Annotated in this window: 20 protein-coding genes and 1 riboswitch; of the genes, 10 read left to right on the top strand and 10 right to left on the bottom strand. The window is 44.2% G+C overall.

Annotated elements, in window-relative coordinates; genetic code table 11:
• Positions 1-59: 59 nt before the first annotated feature.
• The gene (locus BW947_RS01480; protein ID WP_076496544.1) at positions 60-2,744 is read right to left on the bottom strand and encodes a putative bifunctional diguanylate cyclase/phosphodiesterase; all 2,685 of its coding nucleotides are present in this window, start codon (positions 2,742-2,744) and stop codon (positions 60-62) included.
• A 491-nt stretch (positions 2,745-3,235) separates the two neighbouring features.
• Here BW947_RS01480 and BW947_RS01475 point away from each other — a divergent pair, with 491 nt between their 5' ends.
• Positions 3,236-5,653: a Lon protease family protein gene (locus BW947_RS01475; RefSeq protein ID WP_076496543.1), complete on the top strand. Its 2,418-nt coding sequence runs from the start codon at positions 3,236-3,238 to the stop codon at positions 5,651-5,653.
• A gap of 97 nt (positions 5,654-5,750) precedes the next feature.
• On the opposite strand, the gene BW947_RS01470 is transcribed toward BW947_RS01475, so the two are convergent.
• A complete protein-coding gene (locus BW947_RS01470) occupies positions 5,751-6,818 on the bottom strand; it encodes an alkene reductase (RefSeq protein WP_076496542.1) in 1,068 nt (355 codons plus the stop codon).
• Positions 6,819-6,950: 132 nt separating this feature from the next.
• Here BW947_RS01470 and BW947_RS01465 point away from each other — a divergent pair, with 132 nt between their 5' ends.
• Positions 6,951-7,532: a TetR/AcrR family transcriptional regulator gene (locus BW947_RS01465; RefSeq protein WP_076496541.1), complete on the top strand. Its 582-nt coding sequence runs from the start codon at positions 6,951-6,953 to the stop codon at positions 7,530-7,532.
• A gap of 132 nt (positions 7,533-7,664) precedes the next feature.
• Here BW947_RS01465 and BW947_RS01460 read toward each other — a convergent pair whose 3' ends face one another.
• The 4 genes from BW947_RS01460 to BW947_RS01445 form a co-directional block, all read right to left on the bottom strand.
• Complete coding sequence (locus tag BW947_RS01460) at positions 7,665-7,943, bottom strand: heavy-metal-associated domain-containing protein (protein ID WP_076496540.1); 279 nt, start codon at positions 7,941-7,943, stop codon at positions 7,665-7,667.
• Positions 7,940-8,257, bottom strand: coding sequence for a membrane protein (locus tag BW947_RS01455; protein ID WP_006085730.1), 318 nt, complete (start codon positions 8,255-8,257; stop codon positions 7,940-7,942). Before BW947_RS01455 ends, BW947_RS01460 begins: the two co-directional genes overlap by 4 nt.
• Before the next feature lie 16 nt (positions 8,258-8,273).
• Positions 8,274-9,413, bottom strand: coding sequence for a transglutaminase-like domain-containing protein (locus tag BW947_RS01450; protein ID WP_076496539.1), 1,140 nt, complete (start codon positions 9,411-9,413; stop codon positions 8,274-8,276).
• Between the two features lie 289 nt (positions 9,414-9,702).
• On the bottom strand, positions 9,703-10,983 hold the full coding sequence (locus BW947_RS01445) for an SLC5/6 family protein (RefSeq protein WP_076496538.1): 1,281 nt from the start codon (positions 10,981-10,983) through the stop codon (positions 9,703-9,705).
• Between the two features lie 256 nt (positions 10,984-11,239).
• Here BW947_RS01445 and BW947_RS01440 point away from each other — a divergent pair, with 256 nt between their 5' ends.
• From BW947_RS01440 to BW947_RS01430, 3 genes are read left to right on the top strand one after another with little or no spacing between them, the layout of a single operon-like run.
• Entirely contained in the window at positions 11,240-11,623 is a 384-nt protein-coding gene (locus tag BW947_RS01440) for a RidA family protein (RefSeq protein ID WP_076496537.1), read from the top strand.
• A gap of 25 nt (positions 11,624-11,648) precedes the next feature.
• Complete coding sequence (locus BW947_RS01435) at positions 11,649-12,923, top strand: L-cysteine desulfidase family protein (protein ID WP_076496536.1); 1,275 nt, start codon at positions 11,649-11,651, stop codon at positions 12,921-12,923.
• A 50-nt stretch (positions 12,924-12,973) separates the two neighbouring features.
• Entirely contained in the window at positions 12,974-13,633 is a 660-nt protein-coding gene (locus BW947_RS01430) for a helix-turn-helix transcriptional regulator (RefSeq protein WP_076496535.1), read from the top strand.
• Positions 13,634-13,709: 76 nt separating this feature from the next.
• Here BW947_RS01430 and BW947_RS01425 read toward each other — a convergent pair whose 3' ends face one another.
• Complete coding sequence (locus tag BW947_RS01425; protein ID WP_076496534.1) at positions 13,710-14,624, bottom strand: polyprenyl-phosphate transporter; 915 nt, start codon at positions 14,622-14,624, stop codon at positions 13,710-13,712.
• A gap of 223 nt (positions 14,625-14,847) precedes the next feature.
• Here BW947_RS01425 and BW947_RS01420 point away from each other — a divergent pair, with 223 nt between their 5' ends.
• The 3 genes from BW947_RS01420 to BW947_RS01410 all read left to right on the top strand — a co-directional run bounded on the left by BW947_RS01420 (position 14,848) and on the right by BW947_RS01410 (position 17,345).
• Positions 14,848-15,348 (top strand): hotdog fold domain-containing protein, encoded by a 501-nt coding sequence (locus BW947_RS01420; RefSeq protein ID WP_076496533.1) that lies wholly within the window; start codon positions 14,848-14,850, stop codon positions 15,346-15,348.
• 307 nt (positions 15,349-15,655) lie between these two features.
• Complete coding sequence (locus BW947_RS01415; protein ID WP_076496532.1) at positions 15,656-16,870, top strand: DUF418 domain-containing protein; 1,215 nt, start codon at positions 15,656-15,658, stop codon at positions 16,868-16,870.
• A gap of 28 nt (positions 16,871-16,898) precedes the next feature.
• Positions 16,899-17,345 carry a DUF1294 domain-containing protein gene (locus BW947_RS01410; protein ID WP_143562181.1) on the top strand — a complete coding sequence of 149 codons (447 nt, stop codon included), beginning with the start codon at positions 16,899-16,901 and terminating at the stop codon, positions 17,343-17,345.
• Between the two features lie 138 nt (positions 17,346-17,483).
• Here BW947_RS01410 and BW947_RS01405 read toward each other — a convergent pair whose 3' ends face one another.
• Positions 17,484-18,845, bottom strand: a complete 1,362-nt coding sequence (locus BW947_RS01405; protein ID WP_076496531.1) for a short-chain fatty acid transporter — start codon at positions 18,843-18,845, stop codon at positions 17,484-17,486.
• 243 nt (positions 18,846-19,088) lie between these two features.
• Between BW947_RS01405 and bamJ the strand changes: the two genes are divergently transcribed.
• Positions 19,089-19,559 carry a BamJ family beta-barrel-assembly machinery protein gene (gene bamJ / locus BW947_RS01400; protein WP_076496530.1) on the top strand — a complete coding sequence of 157 codons (471 nt, stop codon included), beginning with the start codon at positions 19,089-19,091 and terminating at the stop codon, positions 19,557-19,559.
• A 142-nt stretch (positions 19,560-19,701) separates the two neighbouring features.
• Here the strand turns inward: bamJ and BW947_RS01395 are convergent, their stop codons facing one another.
• Both BW947_RS01395 and BW947_RS01390 read right to left on the bottom strand, forming a co-directional pair.
• Positions 19,702-22,305, bottom strand: coding sequence for a glycosyl hydrolase family 18 protein (locus tag BW947_RS01395; protein ID WP_076496529.1), 2,604 nt, complete (start codon positions 22,303-22,305; stop codon positions 19,702-19,704).
• A gap of 110 nt (positions 22,306-22,415) precedes the next feature.
• A riboswitch (cyclic di-GMP riboswitch) is annotated at positions 22,416-22,504 on the bottom strand.
• Between the two features lie 290 nt (positions 22,505-22,794).
• Positions 22,795-23,580 (bottom strand): ROK family protein, encoded by a 786-nt coding sequence (locus BW947_RS01390; RefSeq protein WP_076496528.1) that lies wholly within the window; start codon positions 23,578-23,580, stop codon positions 22,795-22,797.
• A gap of 375 nt (positions 23,581-23,955) precedes the next feature.
• Between BW947_RS01390 and BW947_RS01385 the strand changes: the two genes are divergently transcribed.
• Complete coding sequence (locus BW947_RS01385) at positions 23,956-25,743, top strand: aminopeptidase P family protein (protein ID WP_076496527.1); 1,788 nt, start codon at positions 23,956-23,958, stop codon at positions 25,741-25,743.
• The last annotated feature ends 262 nt before the right edge of the window (positions 25,744-26,005 follow it).

Here is a 26,005-nt window from a genome sequence, read left to right as displayed (position 1 = left end):
ACAGACACAAACCTAAGCGACTAGCAGCATGACACTAGCCTGCTATGCCATTAGGAACTTCACGATAAAAACCCGTCAAGATCCTGCGGGAGTTGTGGACGACTAAAGAGATAACCTTGAGCTTGATCGCAGTGATTTTGCAGCAGAAAATCAGCTTGCTCTTGGGTTTCAACGCCTTCGGCCACAATATCGAGCTTCAACGCATGTCCAAGCGCAATCACAGCTTTTGCGATGGCGGTGTTATTAGTGTCAAAGGGAATATCACGCACGAAAGATTGATCGATCTTGAGTTTATGGATAGGCAGTTTTTTTAAATAATTTAATGATGAGTAACCCGTGCCAAAATCATCTACCGATAATTCGATTCCCAGATCGCCAAGTCGTTTTAAATCACGAATGGCGACCTCTGGATTTTGCATCATCACACTTTCGGTCACTTCAAGTTCTAAGTGTTTGGCTGGTAAACCCGTTTCAGCTAAAACACGTTTTACATCATCAACAAACGAGCTACGTTGCAACTGCTGCCCAGCAACATTGACCGCAATACGGCCAAAATATTTACCATCGCGAAGCCAGCGCATTCCCTGACGACAGGCGGTTTCTAACACCCATAAACCAATGTCATGGATAAGACCAATTTTTTCAGCTATGGGGATAAATACCGCCGGAGAAATTAAACCAAGCTGGGGATCATGCCAACGCAATAGCGCTTCAAACCCAACGGTTTTACGGGTCACTAAATCAAGTTTCGGCTGGTACATCAAATACAAAGCATTTTGTTCAATTGCACCATAGAGGGCACTTTGCAGTTTAAGGTGTTCAAGCGACAGTTGAGTTAAAGATTCAGTATAAAAAGCATAATTATTACGGCCATCATTTTTGGCGCAATACATAGCTGCATCGGCGTTACGCAATAAAGTGTCTGCATCTTGCCCATCATTCGGGTACAAAGACACCCCCATACTCGCGGTTAAACGTAAATGATCGCCAGTGCTCACTATAAAAGGTTGATCAAATACTTGGCGCAGCTGATTAATGGCAAGCGTGGCCTCTTCACCATTATTAATATCCGTAATTAACACTACAAATTCATCACCGCCAATGCGCGATAATACATCCTGCTCCTCGACTTGACTGCGTAATCGTTTAGCAAGTTCGACTAACATTTCATCGCCTATGCTATGGCCAAAGCTGTCGTTGATATGCTTAAACAAATCGACATCTATCATTACCGTCGCTAATTGTAAATTGAGCTGCTTAGCGCGTCGCACCTCTTGTTTGAGCTGCATCATAAACTTCATACGATTAGGTAATTGCGTTAACGGATCGTAATACGCCAAGTGTGTAAGTTGTGCTTCATTCTGTTTCTGTGCAGAAATATCGGCAAACACCGCCACAAAATAACGAATATCACCGACTTCATCATAGATGGTACTGATACTGATATTTTGCGGGAAAATAGCACCATTTTTACGCCGATTCCAGATTTCCCCATTCCATTTACCGTTAATCAGTAAGGTATTCCAAAGGGTATCGAAAAACGTTTTATCATGGCGACCTGAACTCAAAATACGTGGATTTTGACCGAGTAACTCCTCCCTCGTATAGCCTGTTATTTCAAAATACGCACCGTTAACATCGGTAATATTGCCGTGTCTGTCAGTGACTACAACGCCTTCAAAGGAGTGTTTAAATACATTGGTCGCTAACGTAAGCTGATCTTCAACGGCTTTATGCTTTGAAATATTACGCGTCATCCCAATAACACCTGCAAAATCACCAGTTGCATTGAATGTGGGCAGTTTTAGCGTTTCTAGCCAAAGATGTTGTTTAGGCTCTGCACCTTCTAAACACTCAGCGACGATAATAGGTGTACCCGATTCAATCGCAAACCGGTCACCTTCAAGATAGATATCAGCCGCATCGGCACCAAAAAGCTCGACATCGGTTCGGCCAATGATCTCGCTGCGCGACTTTGCCCAGGCTTGTTCAACGCTTCGATTACACAAAGTGTATATACCATCGGTATTTTTCATCCAAATATGTTCGTCAAAACTATCGATGAATGATTGTAAATCAATCACATCAATATGATTGGGCGTGCCACGATTGAGCGATTCAGCCGCATTGTACTGGCGTAATATGTCAGCTAGCTGCCGTTGAATACTCTCACCAACAAGCTTAGCCAGCTGAAATGTTTTGCCATCAATACCCTGTGGATCATTATGGTAAAAACATAAGAAGCCAAAATTAGTTTCGGATGGCCAAGCCAGTGAGATAAAAATGACACTACCGACGGGAGTACATGTGCACCAAGCAGGATGAAGCTGAGTATCGGTAATCAATTCAGCCTTACCTACCAGTGTTGATAATTGCGAGGGTGATAAAAATGTGCAGTGCTGACTAACCCCTAGCGGCAGCGATTGCGAAATGGGCTCACTCAAGCTAACCCGCTTATCCAGAATGGTGGTGTTTTGAGCGGCGTGATCTTTACTATAACGGTCAGCGGTAAATGCAGGTGAGGCAGTCGTAGAGTTAGCGTTGATGACTTTCCCGCCACTCAACTGAGTAAGAATTGCCTGTATTTCGTTTTCAACAACGGCGTCTGAACATAACAAACAACTCAGCTCATCCACAGCACTCCACGTTAATAGCGTGGCTTTACAGCTTGATATATCAGCAATTAAATTTAAATCTGCTAACCAGAGGTCAAGTTGTTGCTGCGAAATGGGCATATTTATCATCTTGTCTAACACCTAGTTACAACTTAATACACTTGAGGTTAGAACGCTATAGAGCCAAACATATACTCAATAGAATTCTACAGATAAGCGTTAATCAACCAAAAAATACATTCTGTATCTCAATTCAATACATCAATCAATGCTAATTTCAGCTCCTACACAACGGCATCATATCGGCCTTTACCCGCTTTAGAGGTCAAACCATTCACTGCCGTGTTCCTTGTGTAATGAGCGACACCAATCAAGTTCAATTCGGTCAATATTACCTTTATAACTTTAGCACAAAAAATGAACATGCCATTTCAACAAGTTGAATAACTAACAATGGCTTATCGCTAATGAGTTAAGTATAGATACAGTGCCATGCAGTTCTTTTCGCGCTAGAGCACCTCGCCCTAACAACATAAATGGTCAATTACGAATTTATGTTTGACAAAAATGCTATCTTATTGTCTACAATGGAAATAATAAGGCTAAAAACAAGGATACTTATGCCAACTGACGTCGTATCACGCCAAGCCACCCTACTGGACAGCAAACAACTATATCGCATTTGCGAACTCGAACAATTAAGCAAAGATTGTCAGTCTACGGCTGAACTCACGCCACTTGACGATATTGTGGGCCAAGAACGCGCCCAGCAAGCGGTAGAGTTTGCGATGGGGATTAAAGAGAAGGGCTATAATATTTATGCCATCGGTCAAAACGGCTTAGGAAAACGCACTATGATGCTGCGCTATTTAAGCCGCCACGAGCCTAGCGATCATACTCTGTACGATTGGTGTTATGTGGTTAATTTTGATGATACTCGTAGCCCAAAAGTGCTCAAACTCAATGCAGGTACTGGGCTTGAGTTTAAAAAGTTCATTGAAAAGTTAATGTTAAAACTGGTCAAAGCTATGCCCTTAGCCTTTGATAACGAAATGTATTATGCCCGCACCGAAAAGCTCAAAAGCCAACTCGCACGAAAACAAGAAGCGGCATTATCAGAATTAACCGAAGAAGCGAAGCAAAAAGGCATAGAGCTTAGCTTAACCCTACAGGGCGACTATCAAATGGTGGCGCTCAATGGTGAAGAACCCCATGATGAAAGCTCATTTGAAGCGCTGACAGAGGCTGAGCGTAACCAATTTGAAAGTAATATAAATGGACTTGAAGTTAAGCTGCGCGGCATTATTCGCCAGATAACCGAATGGGAAGAAGAGTTCAGCGATAAACAGCAAGAGCATGACGAGCAAGTTGCCAAAGAAGTGTTAATTCATTTTATTAAGCCACTCAAAGATAAGTTTAAACATCAGCCTGAGGCGCGCACCTTTTTAACCGGTATGCAGGCTGATATCTTAGATAATCTGGATATTTTTTTAGAGGAAAGCGAAGAACAACTCGGTTTAGCCTACGCCTCACTTGAAAAGAAAATGCCCCGCCGCTATCAAGTTAATGTTTTAGTCAGCCAAGGGACGCAAAAATTCCCCATCGTTGTCGAAGAAAGCCCTAGTTATCACAGTCTATTTGGCTATGTAGAAAATGCTACATTTAGGGGCACTGTGTTCACCGACTTTTCGCTTATTCGCTCAGGTAGCCTGCACAAAGCTAACGGCGGCGTACTGTTGATGGACGCGGTTAAAGTATTAGAGCGCCCTTATGTGTGGGACGGGCTCAAGCGTGCCCTGCGTTCACGTAAACTAGATTTAAGCTCACTCGAACGGGAAGTTTCACTATCAGGTACGATTTCTCTGGCACCTGAACCTATCCCGTTAGATGTGAAAATTATTCTTTTTGGCGATCATGAAACCTATCAGCTGTTACAGCATTATGATCCTGATTTTAGTGAGTTATTTCGTGTTACCGCTGACTTTGAAGATCTGATGGACAGAACTCCAACCTCTGAGGCGCACTATGCTCGTTTTATTTCTAGCATAGTGCACGATAACAACATGCTGCACTGCGACCGCGCCGCTATAGCCCGTATCATCGAATACAGCTCACGTGAAGCTGAGGATCAGCAAAAGCTGTCACTGCACTCTGCTAATGTGGCTAACCTGCTGCGAGAGTCTAACTACTGCGCAAAATTAGCAAGCAGTGAACAAATTTCAGTGCTACACGTTGAGCAAGCGCTACGTAATCAAGAGCAACGAGTCTCACGCCTACACGACAACATAATGCAAAGCTTCAGTAACGGCACAACCTTGATCAGTACTCAAGGTAAGGTGATCGGACAAATTAATGCGTTATCTGTGATATCGACCTCAGATCACCAGTTTGGTATGCCTAATCGAATCACTGCAACCACGGCCTTTGGTAAAGGCGAAGTGATGGATATCGAACATAGAGTCAAACTTGGAGGGCAAATTCACTCTAAGGGCGTACTGATTTTAACTGCTTATTTAGCCTCGGTTTTAGGTAAAACGGCGCACATCCCGCTCACCACTTATCTCACCTTTGAGCAATCTTACAGCGGTGTAGACGGCGACAGCGCCTCAATGGCCGAATGCTGCGCTATTATCTCAGCCATTAGTGAGCAAGCACTCAGGCAAGATATTGCCATAACCGGTTCGATGAACCAGTTTGGTGAGGCACAGCCTATTGGTGGCGTGAATGAAAAGATTGAAGGCTTTTTTGATGTTTGCAAAATCAAGGGCCGCTCAGCAGAGCAAGGGGTGATTATTCCCGCCTCGAACGTCGCCAACCTAATGCTGCGTAAAGATATTGTCGATGCGGTTGCACTTGGGGAGTTTCACATTTGGGCTATCACCCATGTAACTCAGGCAATGGAGCTACTACTGGGTAAAAGTGCGGGAGGTTTGTCGCCAACGGCATTACCGAACTCTGAGCAATATGCTCCAGAGAGTATTTTTGGCATCGCCCAACAAAAACTCACGACACTAAGAGCATTGGCTAAAACAGATTAAACCATCGCACTAATCAAAACAGCGTAAACCACGCAAATAAAAAGGGTTAGCAAATGCTAACCCTTTCTTTATTAAGTTATTCAGCTATTAAGCACAATCACACTAAGCTTGTTAACATTTCGTCGCTGTACGGTACGAGTTCAACGCCATCACGCACGCGGGCAACATAATCAGGATTGGCAATAAATGGACGACCGATAGCAATCAAGTCGAACTTATCCGTTGCAATCGCTTCGCTCGCAGATTGGGCGCTGTAGCTTCCGACTCCGACTAAGGTTTTACCATAGTGGGCGCGCACATAACTTGAAGCATTGCCGTCAAGATAGTCGAACTGCATGCTGTCATCAAAAATACCAATATGCAAAAAGGCGATATCGCGCGACTCAAGCTCAGGTAAAAAATAATCAAACACTGCACGGTCACGGCTATCGGCTGCCATGTTGAAATAGGCGCCCGGAGAAATCCGTAAACCGGTTCTGTCTTTACCAATACGCGCCGCGACAGCATCAACCACTTCCAGTGCAAAGCGGGACATATTGGCCGGAGTGCCACCGTATTCATCGGTGCGGCGATTGCTGTCATGGTGTAAAAAGGTATCAATTAAATAACCATTAGCACCGTGGATTTCAACGCCATCAAAGCCCGCTTCAATGGCATTTTCTGCCGCTTTGGCGTAATCACGCACTAAACCTTGAATATCTTCGAGCGTGGCAGCTTTTGGCGTGACATAAGTCAGTTCGCGCATTCTGGGTACGCTGCCTTCAATCTTTTGTGCTGATGCAGCAAGTACATCGCCACCACCGAAAAAGTGTGGATGAGATACACGGCCCGTATGCCATAACTGTACAAAGATCTTACCGTCTTTAGCATGTACTGCATCGGTCACTTTGCGCCAGCCGGCTATTTGCGCTTGAGTAAAAATACCCGGAGTATTGGGGTAACCTTGGCCATCAGGACGAATAATCGTCGCCTCAGTGATAATCAAACCTGCTTCGGCGCGGCGTTCATAATAAGCAACCATATCGTCGGTTGGCACCAAATTAGCATCCGCCATACAGCGGGTTAATGGAGCCATAAGAATACGATTTTTTAAGCTAATAGTGTCGTTAAGCGAGTAGGTTTCGAACAGATTAGCCAATAGATTTGGCGCAGTTTGTGTGGTCATTTTTCTGGTCCCATTCTTGAATATGCGTTCAAGATATTATTATTTGAATGATCATTCAAGTTTATTTTTGAATGTCCGTTCAAATTTAGGTAGAATTTCGCCTAAGTATGTCAACTAGGTGAATTAAATTCGATGCGTAATGCAGAGTTCGATCGAGAACAGGTACTTCGCGGCGCTATGGCCGCCTTCATGCACAAGGGTTACACCAAAACGAGCATGCAAGATCTCACTCAAGCCACGGGGTTACATCCAGGGTCGATTTACTGTGCTTTCACCAATAAACGCGGATTATTAATCGCAGCCATTGAACAGTATCAACTAGATAGGAGCGAGCAATTTAACCGTTTGTTTGCCAATAGCGATAATGTAATCGCCAATTTGAAAACCTACTTAGATTATCTGGTTATTGAGTGCTTAAGTTGCGATAGTGGCCAAGCCTGTCTATTGACTAAGGCGCTCAATGAAATTGCAGAACAAGATGTTGAAATCCAAAACATCATCAACCAGTATCTGCAAGCCATGCAGTTGGCGTTGATGCAACAATTCGCCGCCGCGAAACTGCAAGGTTTGTTGCAAGGTCATCGCAGCAGCGAGCAAAGAGCACAATATTTAATGATGGGAATTTATGGTTTAAGAACTTTCGCCCACACTCACCCTGAAGCGGAAACCTTACAACATCTTGCCGAACAATTACTGACTGACGTTTGCCAATAAGCGGTTTTATGCTCAATTTAAAGCGGCGTAAAATGTCTTACTCATATGGTATGTACGAGCAGGATAAGACCGATATTTGGCCGCGCTTAACGATGAGATATGTTCCGATAAACCAGCCTTATAGCTTTTTAGTTAGTTCTCTATTTTATTAATACTGCCCTTATACCCAGTTTTATCGACCGCCTTGAGTAAGATGTCTAGATTAAAATCCTCAGGCACAGTCACGATAGCTTGCTCAGTTTTTAGCGAAGCCTTAGCCTTTATCACACCATCGGTTTGTCGCAGGGCTTTATTGACGACAGTGACACATAGCGGGCAGGTCATGCCCTTAACATCTAAGGTGACTTGCCTATTTTCCGCCCAGCTCGATACTGAACAAAAAATCAAGGCAAGAAATAACACTAACTTCATTCAAAAACCTCTAATAACCAAGGTAATACAAAGGGATATAACTGAAACGCCAGCACAACAGGCACAGTTAACCAGTAGAGCCATACCATCTGAGTACGGCTTAACGTCGCGGTGCACAATGGCTTTTTCGCAAAATAGAGCCGCCAAAATCCCATTAAGATAAGCCCAGTCGACAATATCAACATAGGTACTTGCAACCAGCTTAGTTGCTCTATCCCCGACAGGCTCGCGGCCGACACACCGAACACCAAATAAATAAGTGGCGCAATGCAGCACAGACTCGAAGCCACTGCAGCAATAACAGCAGCGGCCATAGTCGCAAAAAGTCCCTTAGCGTTGTTCAGTTGACTGGTAGTCATAGGCAAATACTTTAGGTTCATAATAATTCACGGGATCGCCATCGACTTCTGCATAGGGATAACCAAAGTTATTCAATGGTGTTTGCTCAGCTTCGGGGAATAAATCAAAGTCTCGGCCATAGTTAAAGCCAATCCAGTTCATTTCCCAATTACCAAAGAGGTAATCATTCACCGCCTGAACAGCAGGATCGCTATGCTCTTTTTTCTCGGTTAAACGCATTCTGGTTACATCAGCAGGATCGGCAGGCAACCAACCATAACCCGCTAAATAAAACATAGCGCGGCAATGTTGGCCACCACTGACATCGGCAACGCCTTTGTCATCGGCACTGCCGAACGCCTTTTTAGAATATTGACCCATCTTGATCGCCTGTCCCAAGCGAATACCGAACATTTCGCGGGCAGGAATACCCACGGCGCGCATTAGCGCCACAAATACGGAGTTAATATCGGTACATTTACCGCCCAATATACCACTGGCTAAAATACTGGCCACATCGCCTGTACCACAGCCAATTACGCTATTATCGCGGAACATATTGGCGCTGACCCAAAGATAAATTAGCCGCGCTTGTTTTAATGGTTCTGTTTCGCTGCCCACAATTTTATCTGCTGTTAACTTCACAATACCATTAATTGGCATATGTTTAGTGGGTAATAAATAGTGTTCAACATCTGCAGGATAACTAATTTCTGTTGGCGTACGGTAATGGGCCAAGGTGCCGCTTTTAATGGGTTCCCAATCTAACGTTTCAATATCTAGCTCAACCGTCATGGTCATGCTTGATTTAGCATCTGGCCACGTTGCAAACAGAGTTTTAGCACCGTAACGGTTGTTTGAAGTTATGTAGGCATCTTTAAAACTGCCAGTAAAACTCAGCTTACGCACCCATTGAAATTGCGTATCTTCAGGTAGCGGGATCCACAACTTAACCACGCCTTCAGAGCCTTCTGGGGCAACAAGATGGTAAGTGTTGATTAAGGTAAAACGACGACGTCCATCCGCTGAACTATGCTCAACAACACTCGGTTGAGAAGATGCCAGTACCGGTGTGATAAATCCCGCGGTCGACAAAATAGCCGCACTTTTTAGAAAATTGCGTCTTTGCATGATGACATTCCTTAACATTATTGAGCACGAGAAAAAAGATATGACTAGAGTGACTACGCGCCATTATAAGGGCTCTCACTGTCAGCACAATAACGCCGTTATCTCAGTCGTAAAAAACACGCGAAAGAGCACATTAAGCCGACAACTTCCCATAACCTTTAAACAAAATAACTACTAGAGTGTTAAATCTCACATAAAAAAACAGGTGTTGATCAATTCAACACCTGTTTTTTATAGTTAAATTTAACTTCGACTTGAGGTTATTTAGCTAACCTCAAGCGCTTTAATGTTAACTAAACGCTAAGAACGGGGATATACACAGTAATAAACCGGTAATAATAATAATGTATAAAGATGCGCCCTTGTACTTATGCAGCGCTGGCACTTGATATACTAAATAAGCTGGAATAAGGCATCCAACCAAACCAAAAATAGGACTACAAATTGAGGTAAAACTTAACACTGGGGCATTTAATACAATCGCCCCCCAAGATAGTAAAATGGTGAAAATCATGATGCCGTAACCAACCAGCTTTTTGTTGATGCGATCTTCAGGCATATAGCGGCGTAGCATGTTCATGGTCAAACCTTGACAAGCCTCCCTAAAACCTAAATACACCCCAAAGTAAGCCGTCATTACCGCAAAAATATTTAAGGTCAGGCTGAGTAGTTTAAGCGTTTGTCCCTGCATACCTTGGGCGACCATAGCTAAGGCCGAGATATTTTCTTCTGATGCGCGCACCGCTTGATCATGTCCCATCGCTAGCGTAAATGACACCGCATAAAAGAACACCACAACAAACAAGATACCAAAGGCAATGTTCATCGCCCGCATGGCTTTAAAACGCGCAACTGCTAAGGATTTTTCTCGCGAGCGGTATGAAATCACCATCGGGCTTAAGCTTTGAATGAAAAGAATCGATGTTAGTGTGAAGGGCAACATAACGATGGCATCTTTTAACCAATCTCCTGTTGCTGGGATCGCGCCAATATTATTGATATCCCACTTATCCACCATTAATAACCCTAATACAGCAACCACGCCCAACTTAGTCAGCACCATAAAAGTAGATATTTTGAATAATAGATTTTCACCACGTGATGCTAAAGCGACTAAACCACAAATCAGCAATAAACCGTAGAAGGGATTATTCGACAGTAATTCTTTTGTCACGCCAAAGCTTTGTAAGAATGAGGCGCTATCGTTAGTAATGGCCGTTGAATAAACGAATACCCAAATAACCAACATAGTGAAGTACAAACCGCCCAATAACATGCCCCAGTTTTTACCTAAGTAACCCGATATCACACTCGGATAATCCTTACATTCTGGTGATTCTGCTAAGGTGTTGATAAACAAACGCTGAAACATATACATAGCAGGGTAGCCAATTACGCCAGACAGTAAGAACACCCATAGGCCCATTAAACCGACCTGTACGGGCAAAAATACGATCCCCGCGCCAATTGCCATGCCGATACTCATAATAATCCAGCCCCAATCCGTACTATCGAAGCGGGTATCTATTTTCCATTGGGCAGCATTAGCCGCCGTCATTGTTGCATCCATCATTTCACCTTTACCTTGTTACTATTATTTGTTGCAAATATATTTGAACAAAATGAACTCAGCAACCAATACGTTCAACTTTTATTGAACAAAGCGTTAACGCTCACAACTTGGCTAAAATTGGGATTAATAACGCACAAATTGCAGAGACAAATGAAATCCATTAAAAAATAATTGCAATAAAATGTAAAAATACAAATAATGTTGCACATAGTCCGACTACGACATTCAATTTTATTTGCAAGATGGAGAAACAATGAAAACGATTATTAACGCAGAATATGCTCCCGCAGCCATTGGCCCATACTCCCATGGCACAACTTATGGCAATCTGATTTTCACCTCAGGCCAGCTCCCTGTATGTAAGAAAAAGGGCAGTATCGTTAACGGTGGGATCACGGAACAATCGATTCAATCATTAGAAAACCTCAAATACGTGCTAGAAGCAGGTGGAGGCAGTCTCGAAACCGTCCTCAAAACCACTTGCTATCTTGCTGAGATCAGTGACTTTGCCGCCTTTAATGAAGTATATAAAAGCTATTTCAAAACCGACTGCCCTGCACGTAGCTGTTTTGCGGTGAAAGATCTTCCGCTGGGCGCAAAAGTGGAAGTCGAAGCAATAGCACACGCTAAAATGTAAGTATTAATATAAGGTTATAAAGCTCATGAAACCTCAATGGCAACAGTATATTAAAATTATCAAACAAGTCGTTAAGCCCGCATTAGGTTGTACCGAGCCTATCGCTGCCGCTTACGCCGCAGCTGTAGCCCGCGCTTTACTGGGCGTTGAACCCGATTCAATTGCAGTACAAGTGTCTGACAATCTTTATAAGAATTCTATGGGTGTATTTGTACCTGGCACCGGTAAAATTGGCCTTGCAATTGCCGCTGCCGCTGGCGCGATTGCAGGTAACCCTGATGCTGGTTTAGAAGTGTTGGCGGTAATAACACCAGAGCAAGTCGCAAAGGCACAGGCACTGATCGATGCAGGAAAAGTAACCGTTGAACGCACACAAACTGCAGAGTTTATTTATTGCTGCGTGATTGCTAAAAAAGGCAGTCGTGAAGCTCTAGTTAAAATTTGTGGCGGCCATACGCTGATTGCCGAAAAACGCCTCAATGGCGAGTTAGTCTTCAGTCTTGATAATACAGCGGCAACGGCAACGGGTTCAATTTGTGCTGGCGTGGACATCACTATCGAATCCATTTATCACTTTGCGAATGAAGTCCCCTTCGAGGATATCAAGTTTATCCTTGAGGCTTCTGAATTAAATGGCAAATTATCCGATGAAGGCATGGCTAATCCCTATGGTCTAGAAGTCGGCCGTACTATGAAAAGCGGTATCGCGGCGGGTATTATTGGTGAAGACTTACTCAATAAAATCGTTATGTTAACTGCTGCGGCGTCCGATGCACGTATGGGCGGCGCTAACTTACCTGCCATGAGTAATTTTGGTAGTGGTAACCAAGGCATTGCCGCAACCATTCCAGTGGTATTAACGGCACAATGCTATAACGCTTCGGAAGAAAAACTCGCCCGAGCTTTGATTATGAGCCACCTTGGGGCAATTTATATCAAATCCCATTACCCACCATTGTCGGCATTTTGTGGTAATACAGTCACCAGTGCTGCAGCTTCTATGGCGATGGTGTATCTGGCCGGTGGCTCATTCGAGCAATCTTGTTTCGCAATTCAAAATGTGATCAGCGATAGCTCTGGCATGGTGTGTGATGGAGCAAAAGCCTCCTGCGCCATGAAGGTCAGCACTTCATCTAGTGCGGCCGTACGCTCATTTTTGATGGCTCTCAGTAGTCACAATGTCTCCGGCCAAGGTATTATCGCCACCGATGTAGAGAAAACCATTAAAAATATTGGTAAAATGATCCTCAATGGTATGTCATCCACAGATGTTACTATTATCGATATTATGTCGGCATAGTGATTTTGACCCGCTGATCATTAGCGGGTTAACAACCCAAGGTTGAAACTTTGAAACTGCAAGATTTAACGCAAAGTGATCTGGATATTCTTAAATCCATCGAAAATATCGTCGATGGTATCGCAGCCATGTATGGTCAACATACTGAAGTGGTATTACACAGCTTAGATGCTAAACATCCGTCGGTAGTCAAAATAGCCAATGGCCATGTGACAGGCAGAGAAGTGGGCGCACCAATAACTAACCTTGCCTTGCTTAAGCTTAAGACCGGTCAGGATATTTCTAATTCTTATCTCACCAAATGCACTAATGGAAAAACGCTAAGATCGATTACTACGGTGATCCGTAACCGTAAAAATCAGCCAATAGCCTTACTGTGTATTAATAGCGATATGGATGCGCCGCTGCAATCAGTGCTACGCACTATGATGCCAGATAATTTACTAAATATTGAAGTCACCAGTTCACCCGAAACGTTTGCCCGTAATATTGATGAAGCATTGCACAGCACCATTGACAGTATTAATCATGAAGTGCGCTCCAACCCTGCTATTTCGACCTCACAAAAAAGCCGCGAAATTGTCAATCAACTACATGAGTTAGGTATTTTTGAACTCAAAGACAGTGCCCAAGTCGCGGCGACTCGATTAGGGATTTCAGTCCATTCAATTTACCGTTATCTACGGGAAATTAAAGCCAATCAGGCATAATCTCGATAACAATAAAAAGCAGCGATTTATCGCTGCTTTTTATTTGATAACTTAATCACCTCAAAATAAGTAAGGTTCAGCTCCTCTTACCCACTTTCTCTAAGCCCCAAACCAGTGCTATTGCCGCCAACATACACACGATGGCAAAAGCGAGTTGTGCAGGCTGACCTGTAATGTGCTCAAAATTAAGTGGCGAAATATTTTGCTCTAATAAAGGTACTTGTTCGCCATGTGAATTTGTTCGCCAGGTTAAGGTTTCTTTCCACGGCCAAATTTTACCTAAGGTGCCTAACATTAAACCGGTTAAAAACACGATAGTCGCATCGTGATATTTCCGCAGTAGTGCCGACAATAAATGGCTAAAAGTCAATAATCCCGTCACTGCGCCAACGGCAAAACAGGCCAAAATATCGAGCTGAAAATCTTTAGCCGCTGTGAGCACTACAGGATATAAGCCTAACAATAATAAGATGAAGCTACCTGAAATCCCCGGTAATACCATAGCGCAAATGGCAATCGCGCCACCGAAGAATATGTTGATATAACTGGCTTCTATTGCCACGGGATTTAGCACAGTAATCGCCCACGCCGCCAGCACGCCTAAGGCAAATAAAGCAAAACGTGCCACCGTAAAACCACTCACTTGCTTGAGCATATGCACGACAGAGATGATGATAAGCCCAAAAAAGAACGACCAAATTGGGATTGGGTGCGTTGCGAGCAACCAAGAAATCAGCTTAGCAAAGGTAAAAATACTGGTTAGGATCCCCGCCAGCAGGCTCACTAAAAAACCGCCATTAATATGGACAAAGGCCCCTTTTACCCCTTTTGACTTAATCACGCCCCATAACGAAGGATTGATGCGCTTTACACTGTCGAGCAAGGTATCAAGAATACCGGTAATAAACGCTATGGTGCCGCCTGAAACGCCAGGCACAACGTCGGCAGCACCCATGGCCATGCCCTTAAAATACGTCAGCAAATATTTCACTGTGAGTCCTTATTGCTAAATAAAAATGCCATTGCCGCTAAACGACAAATTGGCCGCAATTATACGGTGTTACGCTAAAAACTACGAAATGAAGTTTGCTTGATTAAGCTGACTGGTATTTGTTGTTACCCTAATGTTAAACTCATCCGACCAGAACTACCCAAGCATAACTTGGAATAGTCTTAAGATAACAATATCCCTTTGCATATTACTAAGGATGACCATGCGCCAGACCGATTCCGTCAGCACTGCTAAACAAAAAACCAATAAAGTGCTCGCGCTCTACCACAAAACTCGCCGATATCCCTTCGGCCAAAAACTGTTTTCAATCATGGTTTCACGCATGGCACCCTATTTTGGCACCATCAAACCACTGATCACTGAATTACGCCTTAATCATTGTGCCTGTTTAATAAAAAAACGCCATGCAGTGCACAACCACATTAAAACGGTGCATGTGATTGCGATTTGTAATGGTTTAGAAATGGCGATGGGTGTGATGGCCGAAGCCTCTATTCCAACCCATTTACGTTGGATCCCTAAGGGCATGAGTTTGGATTATACCGCTAAGGCTGGTAGCGATATTTTATGCATTGCAGAAGTGACGCCAGAGCAATGGACTCCCGGTGATATGCTGGTCCCCGTTACGGCATACGATACCGAAGGTGTGGTCGTTGTGAAGGGACATATCAAGTTGTGGATATCTGAAAAGCCGCAAAAATAGTATGACCCCATCGCGAAACGAGGCTGCCGCATTCAATAGGCTAAAGTGACAGGCATTGGCCTAATACGAGCTTACAATGACAACAGATACATGACGTTAGCGTTAACTATGCTAAACAGTGAACGAAAATATTGCCGAATCGTTAATCGGCAATATTTTTCATTAGGTTTTACGCCGATATTTCACTTTCTATATTCCACTTTCTAGGCTTTCTATATTTGATTGGAGGCAAGCGCCTGCTAGGCTAGTCTTCTTAAATCAGCTCAAAAAGTCAAACATGCTTACTAGCGAAAGGAACTCAGCTCACGTGTCAGCCAACCAGCCTATTGACGAGTGGTCAACGCCCCCTTCAGGAGCCACACTACCAGCCAGCGCTACTATCATATCCACACAGCGCAATGCCAATATTGATGCTATTCGTGGCTTAGCTGTGTTGGGGATATTTTTCATGAATATCTATTTTATGGGGATGACCTTTTATGGCTATGCCCCTCACGAAACACCGCTGTTATCTGATCAAGTTATCGAAGCATTTAATCTCTTGTTTATCAAAGTGCGCTTTATTAGTCTGTTTTCCATTTTATTTGGTGTTGGGCTTTTTATTCAGTATCAACGTTTTAATGCCCAAGGGCTCAATGCGTATCCGCGCTTACGTTCACGCCTAAAATGGTTGATGGCATTGGGTTTAATCCATGGAATTTTGATTTGGTCTGGCGATATCTTACTCACCTACGGGATCAGTGGGTTTTTAGCGCTATGTTACAAAGATTTAAGTATTGATGCCCTTAAACGTAAAGCCAATATCTTTATTTTCGGCGCCTTAGTGATCATTACCCTCATCACTGTTAGCAGCGCAGATAAATCTTTTATCCGCGAATCAAGCCTATTTGCACAGCAGTACAGTGCTTGGACCTCAAGCTATGCAGACCAACTCGTGTTGCAGTTAATGCAGGTGGGTTACATGGCGTTAGTGATCCCTTTTACTTTAATGTGGTTAACCGCAGGCTTGATGTTGCTCGGTATGGCGTTATATCAACAAGGAACTTTTGAGCAGGGATTTAGCAAAACTACGCTCATACAATTGGTGATAGCCAGTGTATCGCTATCACTAATAGCGATACTTTTAGGCTTAACACAACGTCCAATTTTAGTCGCGCTTTCAGATACCTTAGCCATGTTAAGTGCGATCCCAATGGCGCAAATTTATATCCATATTATCGTTAAAATTTGTAAAAACAGCCCTAAGATACTGACCTCATTACAAAATGTAGGTAAACTCGCCTTTAGCCTCTATATTCTGCAATCCATCGTTGGCGTGTTAGTGTTTAGACACCTCGCCCCTGAATTACTCTTACAGTTAGATAGATGGCAATATATGGTCATGGCAATTGTTTATTCAATCGTGCAACTGTTATTAGCCAGCCTTTACTTACGCTATTTCAAGCAAGGGCCACTGGAAAAGTTTTGGCGCTACCTCGCGTTTAAAAAGTACGCGACACCACCCGTAAAAAATCACATTTAGAACCACGATACGAGATTGATACCAAACCATGACGAATAAAAAACCAACCAAAACAACCAGCAGTAAAAAGGCCACAAACAACCGCAGCCAAAAGCCTAAATCAACCGGTTCAGAATTAAGCATTATGCCATTGTTGTTAGTGGTTATTTTTCTTGCTGGTTTAATTGGCGCCGCGCAGCAACATATGTTGCCCATTGGTATTGTAGGCATGTACCTCACGCTCAGTTTGCTCAGTTTTATCGCCTACGCCATCGATAAATCCGCCGCAAAACGCGGTAAATGGCGCACTAAAGAAAGCACTTTGCATCTGCTGGCGCTCATGGGCGGTTGGCCCGGCGCCCTGTTTGCCCAAAACGTATTAAGGCACAAGTCAGTTAAGGCCTCATTTAGAAACGTTTTTTGGCTCACCGTTATCGCCAATTTAGCCGTACTGGCTTATGGCATCCAAACTGGCGCCGTAAATATGTTTATTTAAACCTAACTATCCGCGTGAGGTTAGTCGGCTATAGCTAAGTTCATCTGTGACTAAAACCGAATAAAAAGGGCAATCTAAGATTGCCCTTTTTATTTATTTAGCTATGGAAAATAATGTCGTTTAGCCGCTTAGTTATTTTTAAAACCAGCTCAAGGCGATACTGATAATCACGCCAGTAATCATTAGTTGCATTAAACAAAACCCCATAATATCTCGCGCTTTTAAACCCGCAATGGCTAGCACAGGTAATGCCCAGAAAGGTTGAATAAGGTTAGTCCACGCATCCCCCCAAGCAACAGCCATAGCAACCCGAGCGACATCGGCGCCTAAAGCCTGCGCGGCAGGTAACATAATCGGTGCCTGCACAGCCCATTGACCACCTCCAGATGGTACAAAAATATTCACAATCCCTGCACTAATAAAGCTCCAAAATGGCAAGCTTTCGGCGCTGGCTATCGCCACAAAGCCTTGTGAAATACTCTGGGCTAAACCCGATTGCACCATCACGGCCATAATGCCTGCATAAAAAGGAAACTGGATCACGATCCCAGCACCGCCCTTAATAGCTTCATTTAAACTGGTGAGTAAACTGCGTGGCGTTTGATGTAACACGATGGCGAGAAATAAGAATAAAAAGTTCACTACGTTAAGGTTTAAACTGCCGCCCTGTACCCAAAAGTAATAACCTAAATATACAAGCCCTGCACCACCGACACTCCAACCGAGTAAACGGCTATTCTCCAATATATCCGCAGGACGCATTGCAGGCTTATGTTTGCTCGGGCTCTCACCTGCACGGTTAACCTCTAGCACTGAAGAAACCGTTTCGCCACCTTTGTCATCAAGGACACTAGAATCAACATAAACGCTGTCTTTTTCGTCAGGCAACATAAAGCGATTCACTAAAGGCATCACCACGAACAGCACCACAACCAGTAATAAATTAAAACTTGCGAAAATGGTTTCACTAGTGGGGATAATACCAATTTGTGATTCGGCGAAATGCCCCGCTGTGGCTATGGTTAACGGGATAGACCCTGCGAGCCCGCCATGCCAAACCACAAAACCTGAGTAGGCGCTGGCAACCAGCAGCCGGTAATCCACTTTCACTTTACGGGCTAAGGCTTTAGCAAACAAAGCACCTACTACCAATCCGAATCCCCAGTTGATCCAACTCGCGGCGAGTGATACAAGCGTAACTAAAATAATGGCTTGCGGTGCCGATTTAGCCAAACCCGCAATCGCATCGAGCAACTTTTTAATCGGCGGTGAGCTTGCCAACATAAACCCCGCCACCAGCACTAATAGCATCTGCATCGAAAAACTTAACAGCGTCCAAAAACCATCACCCCAATAATTAATGACTTCCAGCGGAGTTTTGTTCTCAGAAACAACGGCAGCAATTAACACCACTAAGGTGAGTAAAAGTACAAAAATATAGGGATCGGGTAGATATCGGTCGACTAGCTTGACCAGAGGTTTTGCCGCTTTGTTTAGCATGGACTTTCCTTATTTATTATTTTAATTCTAGTTGTTATCTGTTTTTATTGGATTTTTGTGAAGTCTTAAGCCCACAGGTTAAGCGATATCTAAAGCAGGATAAAGCCTTGAAGGGAGTTTTAATGGCTTGAACTGGTCGTAGCAGATGACCAGCGTTCGAGTTCAAAGCCTGTACGAGTAGCGATAGCATCTATCGTTAGAAAACTGATAACATGGCCGAAATTAACTTAAGGTGCTCTTTGTATGAAAATATTACTCGCCATTGTGGTGATAGCTGGGGTGATTTTTTACTTCTTTACCTCGATGAACGGCCAAAAAGCCGCCCAAGAGAATATCCGTTTAGGTAATGAATTTTTAACCCAAAACAAAGCGAAAGAAGGCGTGATCACCACGGCTTCAGGTTTGCAATATGAAGTATTAACCAAGGGCGATGGCACGATTCATCCAAAAGCCAGTGATACTGTGACCGTGCATTATCATGGCACTTTACTCGACGGAAGCGTGTTTGACAGTTCAGTTGATCGCGGCGAGCCTATCGCCTTTCCGCTTAATCGAGTGATTAAAGGCTGGACCGAAGGCGTACAACTGATGGTTGTTGGCGATAAAGTACGTTTCTTTATTCCCAGTGAACTCGCCTACGGTAACAGTAATGCAGGCAAGATTAGCGGTGGTTCAATGTTAATTTTTGATGTGGAATTACTGAAGATTAATTAAAACTATCTTTAATGAACCCGTATCAAGGTATTAATCTGTATCCACAGCATTGTCCTTAACGCGACATAAAGACCGAAATCAATAAAAAGCCCTGCATTTTCGCAGGGCTTTTTTAATCAAATTGTATTAGTAAGTTGAACCATTATGGGCAAGTTACTGCGCCAACATCAACCCATACAGCCGCGACGCCAGGCACATCACCCTTAGTCCAATAATTAGCCTTCCATTGACGGTTGTTATAACGAGTGGTTGCACCGCCGTTATAAGCTACTGCGGCATCCCAACCAAGATCAACTTGGCTAAGTAGCTGCCATTGATCTGCTGTGCGAGATGGCGCATTACCTTGAGTCCAATACTTAGCTTTCCATACCAGTTCACTATGGTTCACAGTATCACCCGAGTTGTAAATTACACTGGCTTGCCAAGCTGGATAATTACCCACATTAGCATCGTTCACATTGCAACCATCCGCAGCTTTAGGCGTGACAGTTAAGGTTGTCGATGCGCTCGCGTCTAAAGCGCCATCGGAAACCAGCACGCTTAAACCATAACTGCTCGCTTGGGTAACATTGGGGCCAGTGACCACTAGCGTGGCACTATTTTGCCCCGTAGCTGACACGCCAACAGGCACAGTCCAAGCGTAGGTTAAGGCATCGCCGTCGGCATCGGATGCACTCGCCACGATACTGACCGTTTTACCCGCTTCCACTGTTGCTATTGCAGCCACACTTACCACGGGAGCTTGGTTTGGTGTGTCGGCCTTGTTGGTTACTGTCACTAAATCTGTGGCAGATAACCCTTCAGGATCTGTCACTTTAAGGCTAAATCCATAGGCGATATCGGTTTGTGTGGCTTCCAGTTGAATTATTGCACTGGCCATATCGGCATTCGTAATAACCGTTTCAGGTCCAGATAATTGAGTCCAAAGATACGTCAGCACGCCATTTTCAGGATCGCGCGAACCACTACCATTTAGCACCACATCGCTTGGGCCTGTGACATTGATATCTGCCCCAGCATTAGCAATGGGCGCTTTATTCACCGGTGATGTTGCCCCTTCGCCATTACCTAAGCCTTCGTGCATTGCATTAAGAATATCGCCGTTATCGGAATCGATTTCCCATGCAAACAGACCTCCGAGCTGATTGGCCAGCACGTATTGACCCTTAGCTTTAACAGAACGCGCATCATCAAAGGTGATTAAGTCACCAGTCGATGCTTTGAACAATGATGGCGCCTCGGCCACTTCATCATAACTGTAGGCCCAACCGCTACCCATGTAGTCGTTTACTATCTGGCGATAATCCACTACGCCATCTTCCCATGTGCCCTTCACTTTACCCGTGGCCGTGCCCGTGAACGGATTATTGCCACTGTAGCCACTGACCCCAGTCCAGCCACGACCATACATAGCCGCACCAACGACAATTTTACCTGGCGTCACGCCTTGGCCTAACAGGGCCTTAACGCCATTATCCGTAGTATAACGAGTATCAGGATCCCAACCTGCTTCATAAAGATTGGTTTGATGACCAAGTTCAGTGTTAGTCCAACCGCCATTGAAGTCGTAGCTCATCAAGAAGATGTAATCCATGTACTGCTGGGCAGCTTGATAATCCACTTTCTCAATTTTGTCATCACCTGCACTAATGGCCGACGTTAGCTCATAGGTACGACCCGTTTCAGCACTTAGCTCATCAAGCATGGCACGTAGTTCACGCATCAAAGTAACGTAGGTTTCACCATCGTTAGCATTACCTAAATTGGGGTTAGCGCCCTTACCACCAGGGAATTCCCAGTCGATATCCACACCGTCAAAGAATTTCCATGTTTGCAAAAACTCTTTTACTGACGCAACAAAAGTAGCGCGCTTCGTTTTATCGTTAAAGAAGAAGAAAGGATCTGACAGTGTCCAGCCTCCGACCGAAGGCAAAATCTTCAAATCAGGGTGTGCTTGCTTGAGCGCCATCAATTGACCAAAATTACCTTTATATGGGTCGGAGTAATCACTCACGCCCGCCTGCGGCATTTGAATCGCCGCCCAAGGATCGTGGATCGCAACTTTAAAATCTTCACGGCCACTACAGGCACGTTGCAATGCTTGGAAGCTGCCTTCGATTTCTTTCAAACTGTCGTTAATGCCATCACCGCCACAAATAGGGGTAAAGCCATATAAAATATGAGTTAAGTTTTGCGCGGGGATCTTATCGACGGGGAATTTACGGCCGTATACTCCCCATTCAACAAAGTAACTGCCAACCACTTTGCCGGATTTATTCACATAGGGACGATTATTCTCTTTAAGTGGCGCATTAAGTGGCACTAAATGGCTGCCATCGGTGTCGGCCACAAGAATTTCTTGAACATCACTGGCAGTGCAACCTTCGCTATTACATAACTGCACCAGCATCTGATAACGGCCACCTTTTTTCACTTTAAAATTAGCGGTTCCGGAAGCACCAGATGGCCCTTCCCAAACTATATTGCCGTTGAGCAGCACTTGGGCTTTATTGCCCACATCACCACTCCAAAGATTCCAACTGACAGAAACATCAGCGGCATCTTTTACCGTAACTAATTGATTATAGGCCGTAGCAGCTTGATTAACGTCAATAATCGCAAACTTAGTTTCACCCCAACCTAACGTTGGTTTACCGGGCGCAGCGGCAAATGCACTAATGCTCATAGTAGATGCTAACGCCGATGCGACTAATAAAGCTGATGTAGAAATTTGAGTCTTAAACATGAAATATCCCTATTGAATTTTTTATGCATCAATAAAGCAAACAAAGCTTAGACAGGAAACTGCGCTCTTAAGACCATGCAAAACGACTGACAACTGCATGAAGAAAAACCTGTGGTATCCCCGCTATCATAGGTACAGACAAACCTTTAGACCGGAGGCTTTGCGTCCCAGTTTTTCAACTGGTTTGCCTTTTACACGCAATGACAACGCTGTCAATGCCGCAACAAGCATAAACATAAGCAACACATAAATGCAACAAGATATCATCAAGAGAGATAGTAGACTGATAAGAAAGGAATTAAATTCAGTTTAATTATTACTAATATTAACTGGGTAATCAGGAGGTTACTGATGACTTTCAACATAAAAAAGCAGCACTCAATAAGCCAAAGGCATTACAAGTCCTGCTTTATATTCAAGCATTTATATTTTAAAGCCGCGTGGCAGCAAACTAATGATTATCGACTTAGCCATCTACACCGTGGAGTATTACGAACGAGGATAATCCCTTGCGAGCATCACAGATAACCCGCGGCAAACTAAGGTTTCCATATCCTCGACACGATTAATTTGCACCCCAGCTAAGGGAGTGCTCAGTGCCATTAGCTTTAAACTATCAAGGCAACCTTTATAGTACGGCGCATTATTTATCATCCTTCCCGCTAACCATACTCGATTAGGATTCAATAAGTTAACCGCCCAAGCAAGCCCCATTCCTAGATAACTCCCCGCCCGATACAGTTCATCTGCCGTGGCAATATGACGACTTCGTATTGAATCGCCACTGGCCAACTGCTCTAAACTAAATTCACCTGATTCTGTCATCACTCGGCAATGGCCTAATTCACCAGCTACACCTGTTGCGCCAGTAAAGACTTGCCCATTAAAGGCAATCGACATGCCAATTCCGGTGCCGCACATCACCAACAGCTCACAGGCATATTTTGTATCGCAAATGGCCTGCATACCCGCCTCGATATCATTGCAGATAAACTTAAGCTCACCTTGAGTTTTTACTGTGTCAAAACTCAAACCATTGAGTCCAGGTAATGATTTACACGACACCAAACGATTATTTTGCACCAGTCCAGGCACTGCAATCGCGAGTTGGTAATCTTGTAAATCGTAATCACGCTCTAATGCGGCAATCTGGTTATTTAACTCTTCAATCTTAAAGCCTTCACCGGTAGGAATTTTATATTGTTCTGTATGTTCCGCCAGTTGAAGCTTAAACAGGGCCTTAGTCCCGCCTACATCTATGGTTAATACTTGCATCGCCAGCTCCACTGATACATGTCCCCCGCTCTGACCCCGAGCGAAGGTACAAAATATTAGCATGTTGGCAAAGTACTCGCGATAAAATAAGTATTAAGCTGCTAATTTATAAGGGGCAAACTATCAATTAGCTATAGATGATATTTTATACAGCTAGCTTTTTACCTTGCTCAAACTGACTCCATTTAATCAGGCATAAAAGCCACGGTTAACGTTCATTCCAGCACACACTTACGATTGTATACAAAATCCTTTATTCACTTCCTTGCATCTGTAACCTTAGACTTGCGATAATCTAAACGGGTTAAAACTCAAATCAATATAAAACCTTTATCGACCGACTCGCATTACGTGCCGGTCTCACTTGGAGCCTATATGCCACATTCTATCGCTAGCCGCCTCGGCGCTATTCGTAGCGAATTAACTGCTGCCAATCTCGATGCATTCATTATTCCACGCGCCGACGAATATCTGGGCGAATACGTACCTGAGCATAACGAGCGTTTGTACTGGGCGACTCATTTTACTGGCTCGGCAGGGTTGGCGATCGTATTAAAAGATAGGGCGGCTATCTTTACCGATGGCCGTTATACCGTGCAAGTTCGCCTACAAGTTGATGCTGCACTTTTCAGCTACGAGAGCCTTACCGACACACCACAAATTGAGTGGTTATGTGATGCACTGCCAGCGGGTTCTCGCGTGGGATTTGATGCAAGATTGCATACTTTAGCTTGGTTCGAAAACGCCAAAGCCATCTTAGACAAAGCGCAAATTGAATTAGTGTCTGTTGCGCAAAACCCGATTGATTTACATTGGCAACATCGCCCCGCGCCATCAAGCGCGCCCATCACTTTATTCAGTAACGAGAGTGCCGGTAAAACCAGCCTACAAAAACGTACCGAAATTGGTACATTAGTGAAAAAAGCCGGTGCCGATGTAGCTTTAATTGCCGCTTTAGATTCTTTCTGTTGGCTGTTAAATATTCGCGGCAACGATATACCACGCTTGCCTGTAGTGCTCGGTTGTGCCCTATTGTACGCCAATGGTGATATGGTGCTTTATACCGACTTAGCAAAATTACCTAAAGGTATTGAGGCCCATGTCGGTAAAGGCGTGAGCTTTAAAGCCGAGGCCACACTCGCCGACACACTTGCCAGCTTGCAGGGTGTAAAACTGTTAGCCGATCCTAATTCAGCTAACGCTTGGGCACAAAATATTGCCCGTGAAGCCGGAGCTAAATTAATTGCTGGCATCGACCCTGTTGCATTACCCAAAGCGCAGAAAAACAGTGCAGAACTTGCCGGAATACGCGCTTGTCATATCCGTGATGGCGTTGCCGTGACGCGCTTTCTGGCTTGGTTAGATGCCGAAGTTGCTTCAAATCATCTGCATAATGAAGCCACACTTGCAGATAAATTAGAAAGCTTTCGCCTGCAGGATGAACATTATCGCGAGCCAAGCTTTGATACCATTTCTGCTGCTGGCGCTAATGCCGCCATGTGCCATTACAATCACAACAATGGCACGCCCGCCATGATGGCGATGAATAGCATCTACCTAGTGGATTCTGGCGCGCAATATATTGACGGTACTACCGATGTAACCCGCACCATTGCCATTGGCAATGTTACCGATGAACATAAAAAAATGGTGACCTTAGTGCTAAAAGGTCATATTGCACTGGACCAAGCCCGCTTTCCTAAAGGCACTTCAGGCCAGCAGCTAGATGCGTTCGCGCGCCAATATCTATGGCAATATGGCTTTGATTACGACCACGGCACTGGCCATGGCGTCGGTCACTTTTTAAGTGTGCACGAAGGCCCGCAGCGCATAGGTAAAAATGTCAACGGTATTGCACTGCTGCCCGGCATGGTGCTTTCTAACGAGCCAGGTTACTACCGTGCAGACAATTTTGGTATTCGCTTAGAAAACTTAGTGGTAGTGCAACACTGCGAGGCACTTAAAGGCGCTGAGCGTGAAATGTATGAATTTGACGCACTAACGATGATCCCTATGGATAAGCGCCTTATCGATAAACACATGTTAACGCAAGGGGAAATCAGTTGGTTCAATGCCTACCACCAGCAAGTGTACGATACCTTAGCCCCATTGATGTCGGGTGATGAGTTAGCCTGGCTAACCCAAGCGACTCGGGCGATTTAAGTATAAAACAAGCAAGCAGGAGTATTAAAGCATTGCTGCTTTATCATCGCTCCCTTACACAGAACCGCTCAAGTCGGCACATTTGAGCGGTTTTTTACTGTCACAATATATTCACTTTCTTTTGAAGGTCTTGAGCTAAACACCTTAATAGATAAGCAAAATATAACCACACCATTTTGCACAATAAACAACCGATAACGTACGCATTGCTCACATCCTGATTTCTGTACCACCCAAGCTGTATTTCTGTACGCCTCAATTA

The sequence above is a fragment of the Shewanella morhuae genome, assembly GCF_900156405.1.
GTDB classification, from domain to species: Bacteria; Pseudomonadota; Gammaproteobacteria; order Enterobacterales; family Shewanellaceae; genus Shewanella; species Shewanella morhuae.
This window is presented reverse-complemented; position numbering and strand designations above follow the sequence as displayed.

Excerpts from the sequence above, each read along its gene's own strand:
- BW947_RS01480 (WP_076496544.1), bottom strand. The coding sequence starts at position 2,744 with ATGATAAATATGCCCATTTCGCAGCAACAACTTGACCTCTGGTTAGCA.
- BW947_RS01475 (WP_076496543.1), top strand. The coding sequence starts at position 3,236 with ATGCCAACTGACGTCGTATCACGCCAAGCCACCCTACTGGACAGCAAA.
- BW947_RS01470 (WP_076496542.1), bottom strand. The coding sequence starts at position 6,818 with ATGACCACACAAACTGCGCCAAATCTATTGGCTAATCTGTTCGAAACC.
- BW947_RS01465 (WP_076496541.1), top strand. The coding sequence starts at position 6,951 with ATGCGTAATGCAGAGTTCGATCGAGAACAGGTACTTCGCGGCGCTATG.
- BW947_RS01460 (WP_076496540.1), bottom strand. The coding sequence starts at position 7,943 with ATGAAGTTAGTGTTATTTCTTGCCTTGATTTTTTGTTCAGTATCGAGC.
- BW947_RS01455 (WP_006085730.1), bottom strand. The coding sequence starts at position 8,257 with ATGGCCGCTGCTGTTATTGCTGCAGTGGCTTCGAGTCTGTGCTGCATT.
- BW947_RS01450 (WP_076496539.1), bottom strand. The coding sequence starts at position 9,413 with ATGCAAAGACGCAATTTTCTAAAAAGTGCGGCTATTTTGTCGACCGCG.
- BW947_RS01445 (WP_076496538.1), bottom strand. The coding sequence starts at position 10,983 with ATGGATGCAACAATGACGGCGGCTAATGCTGCCCAATGGAAAATAGAT.
- BW947_RS01440 (WP_076496537.1), top strand. The coding sequence starts at position 11,240 with ATGAAAACGATTATTAACGCAGAATATGCTCCCGCAGCCATTGGCCCA.
- BW947_RS01435 (WP_076496536.1), top strand. The coding sequence starts at position 11,649 with ATGAAACCTCAATGGCAACAGTATATTAAAATTATCAAACAAGTCGTT.
- BW947_RS01420 (WP_076496533.1), top strand. The coding sequence starts at position 14,848 with ATGCGCCAGACCGATTCCGTCAGCACTGCTAAACAAAAAACCAATAAA.
- BW947_RS01410 (WP_143562181.1), top strand. The coding sequence starts at position 16,899 with ATGACGAATAAAAAACCAACCAAAACAACCAGCAGTAAAAAGGCCACA.
- BW947_RS01405 (WP_076496531.1), bottom strand. The coding sequence starts at position 18,845 with ATGCTAAACAAAGCGGCAAAACCTCTGGTCAAGCTAGTCGACCGATAT.
- bamJ (WP_076496530.1), top strand. The coding sequence starts at position 19,089 with ATGAAAATATTACTCGCCATTGTGGTGATAGCTGGGGTGATTTTTTAC.
- BW947_RS01395 (WP_076496529.1), bottom strand. The coding sequence starts at position 22,305 with ATGTTTAAGACTCAAATTTCTACATCAGCTTTATTAGTCGCATCGGCG.
- BW947_RS01390 (WP_076496528.1), bottom strand. The coding sequence starts at position 23,580 with ATGCAAGTATTAACCATAGATGTAGGCGGGACTAAGGCCCTGTTTAAG.
- BW947_RS01385 (WP_076496527.1), top strand. The coding sequence starts at position 23,956 with ATGCCACATTCTATCGCTAGCCGCCTCGGCGCTATTCGTAGCGAATTA.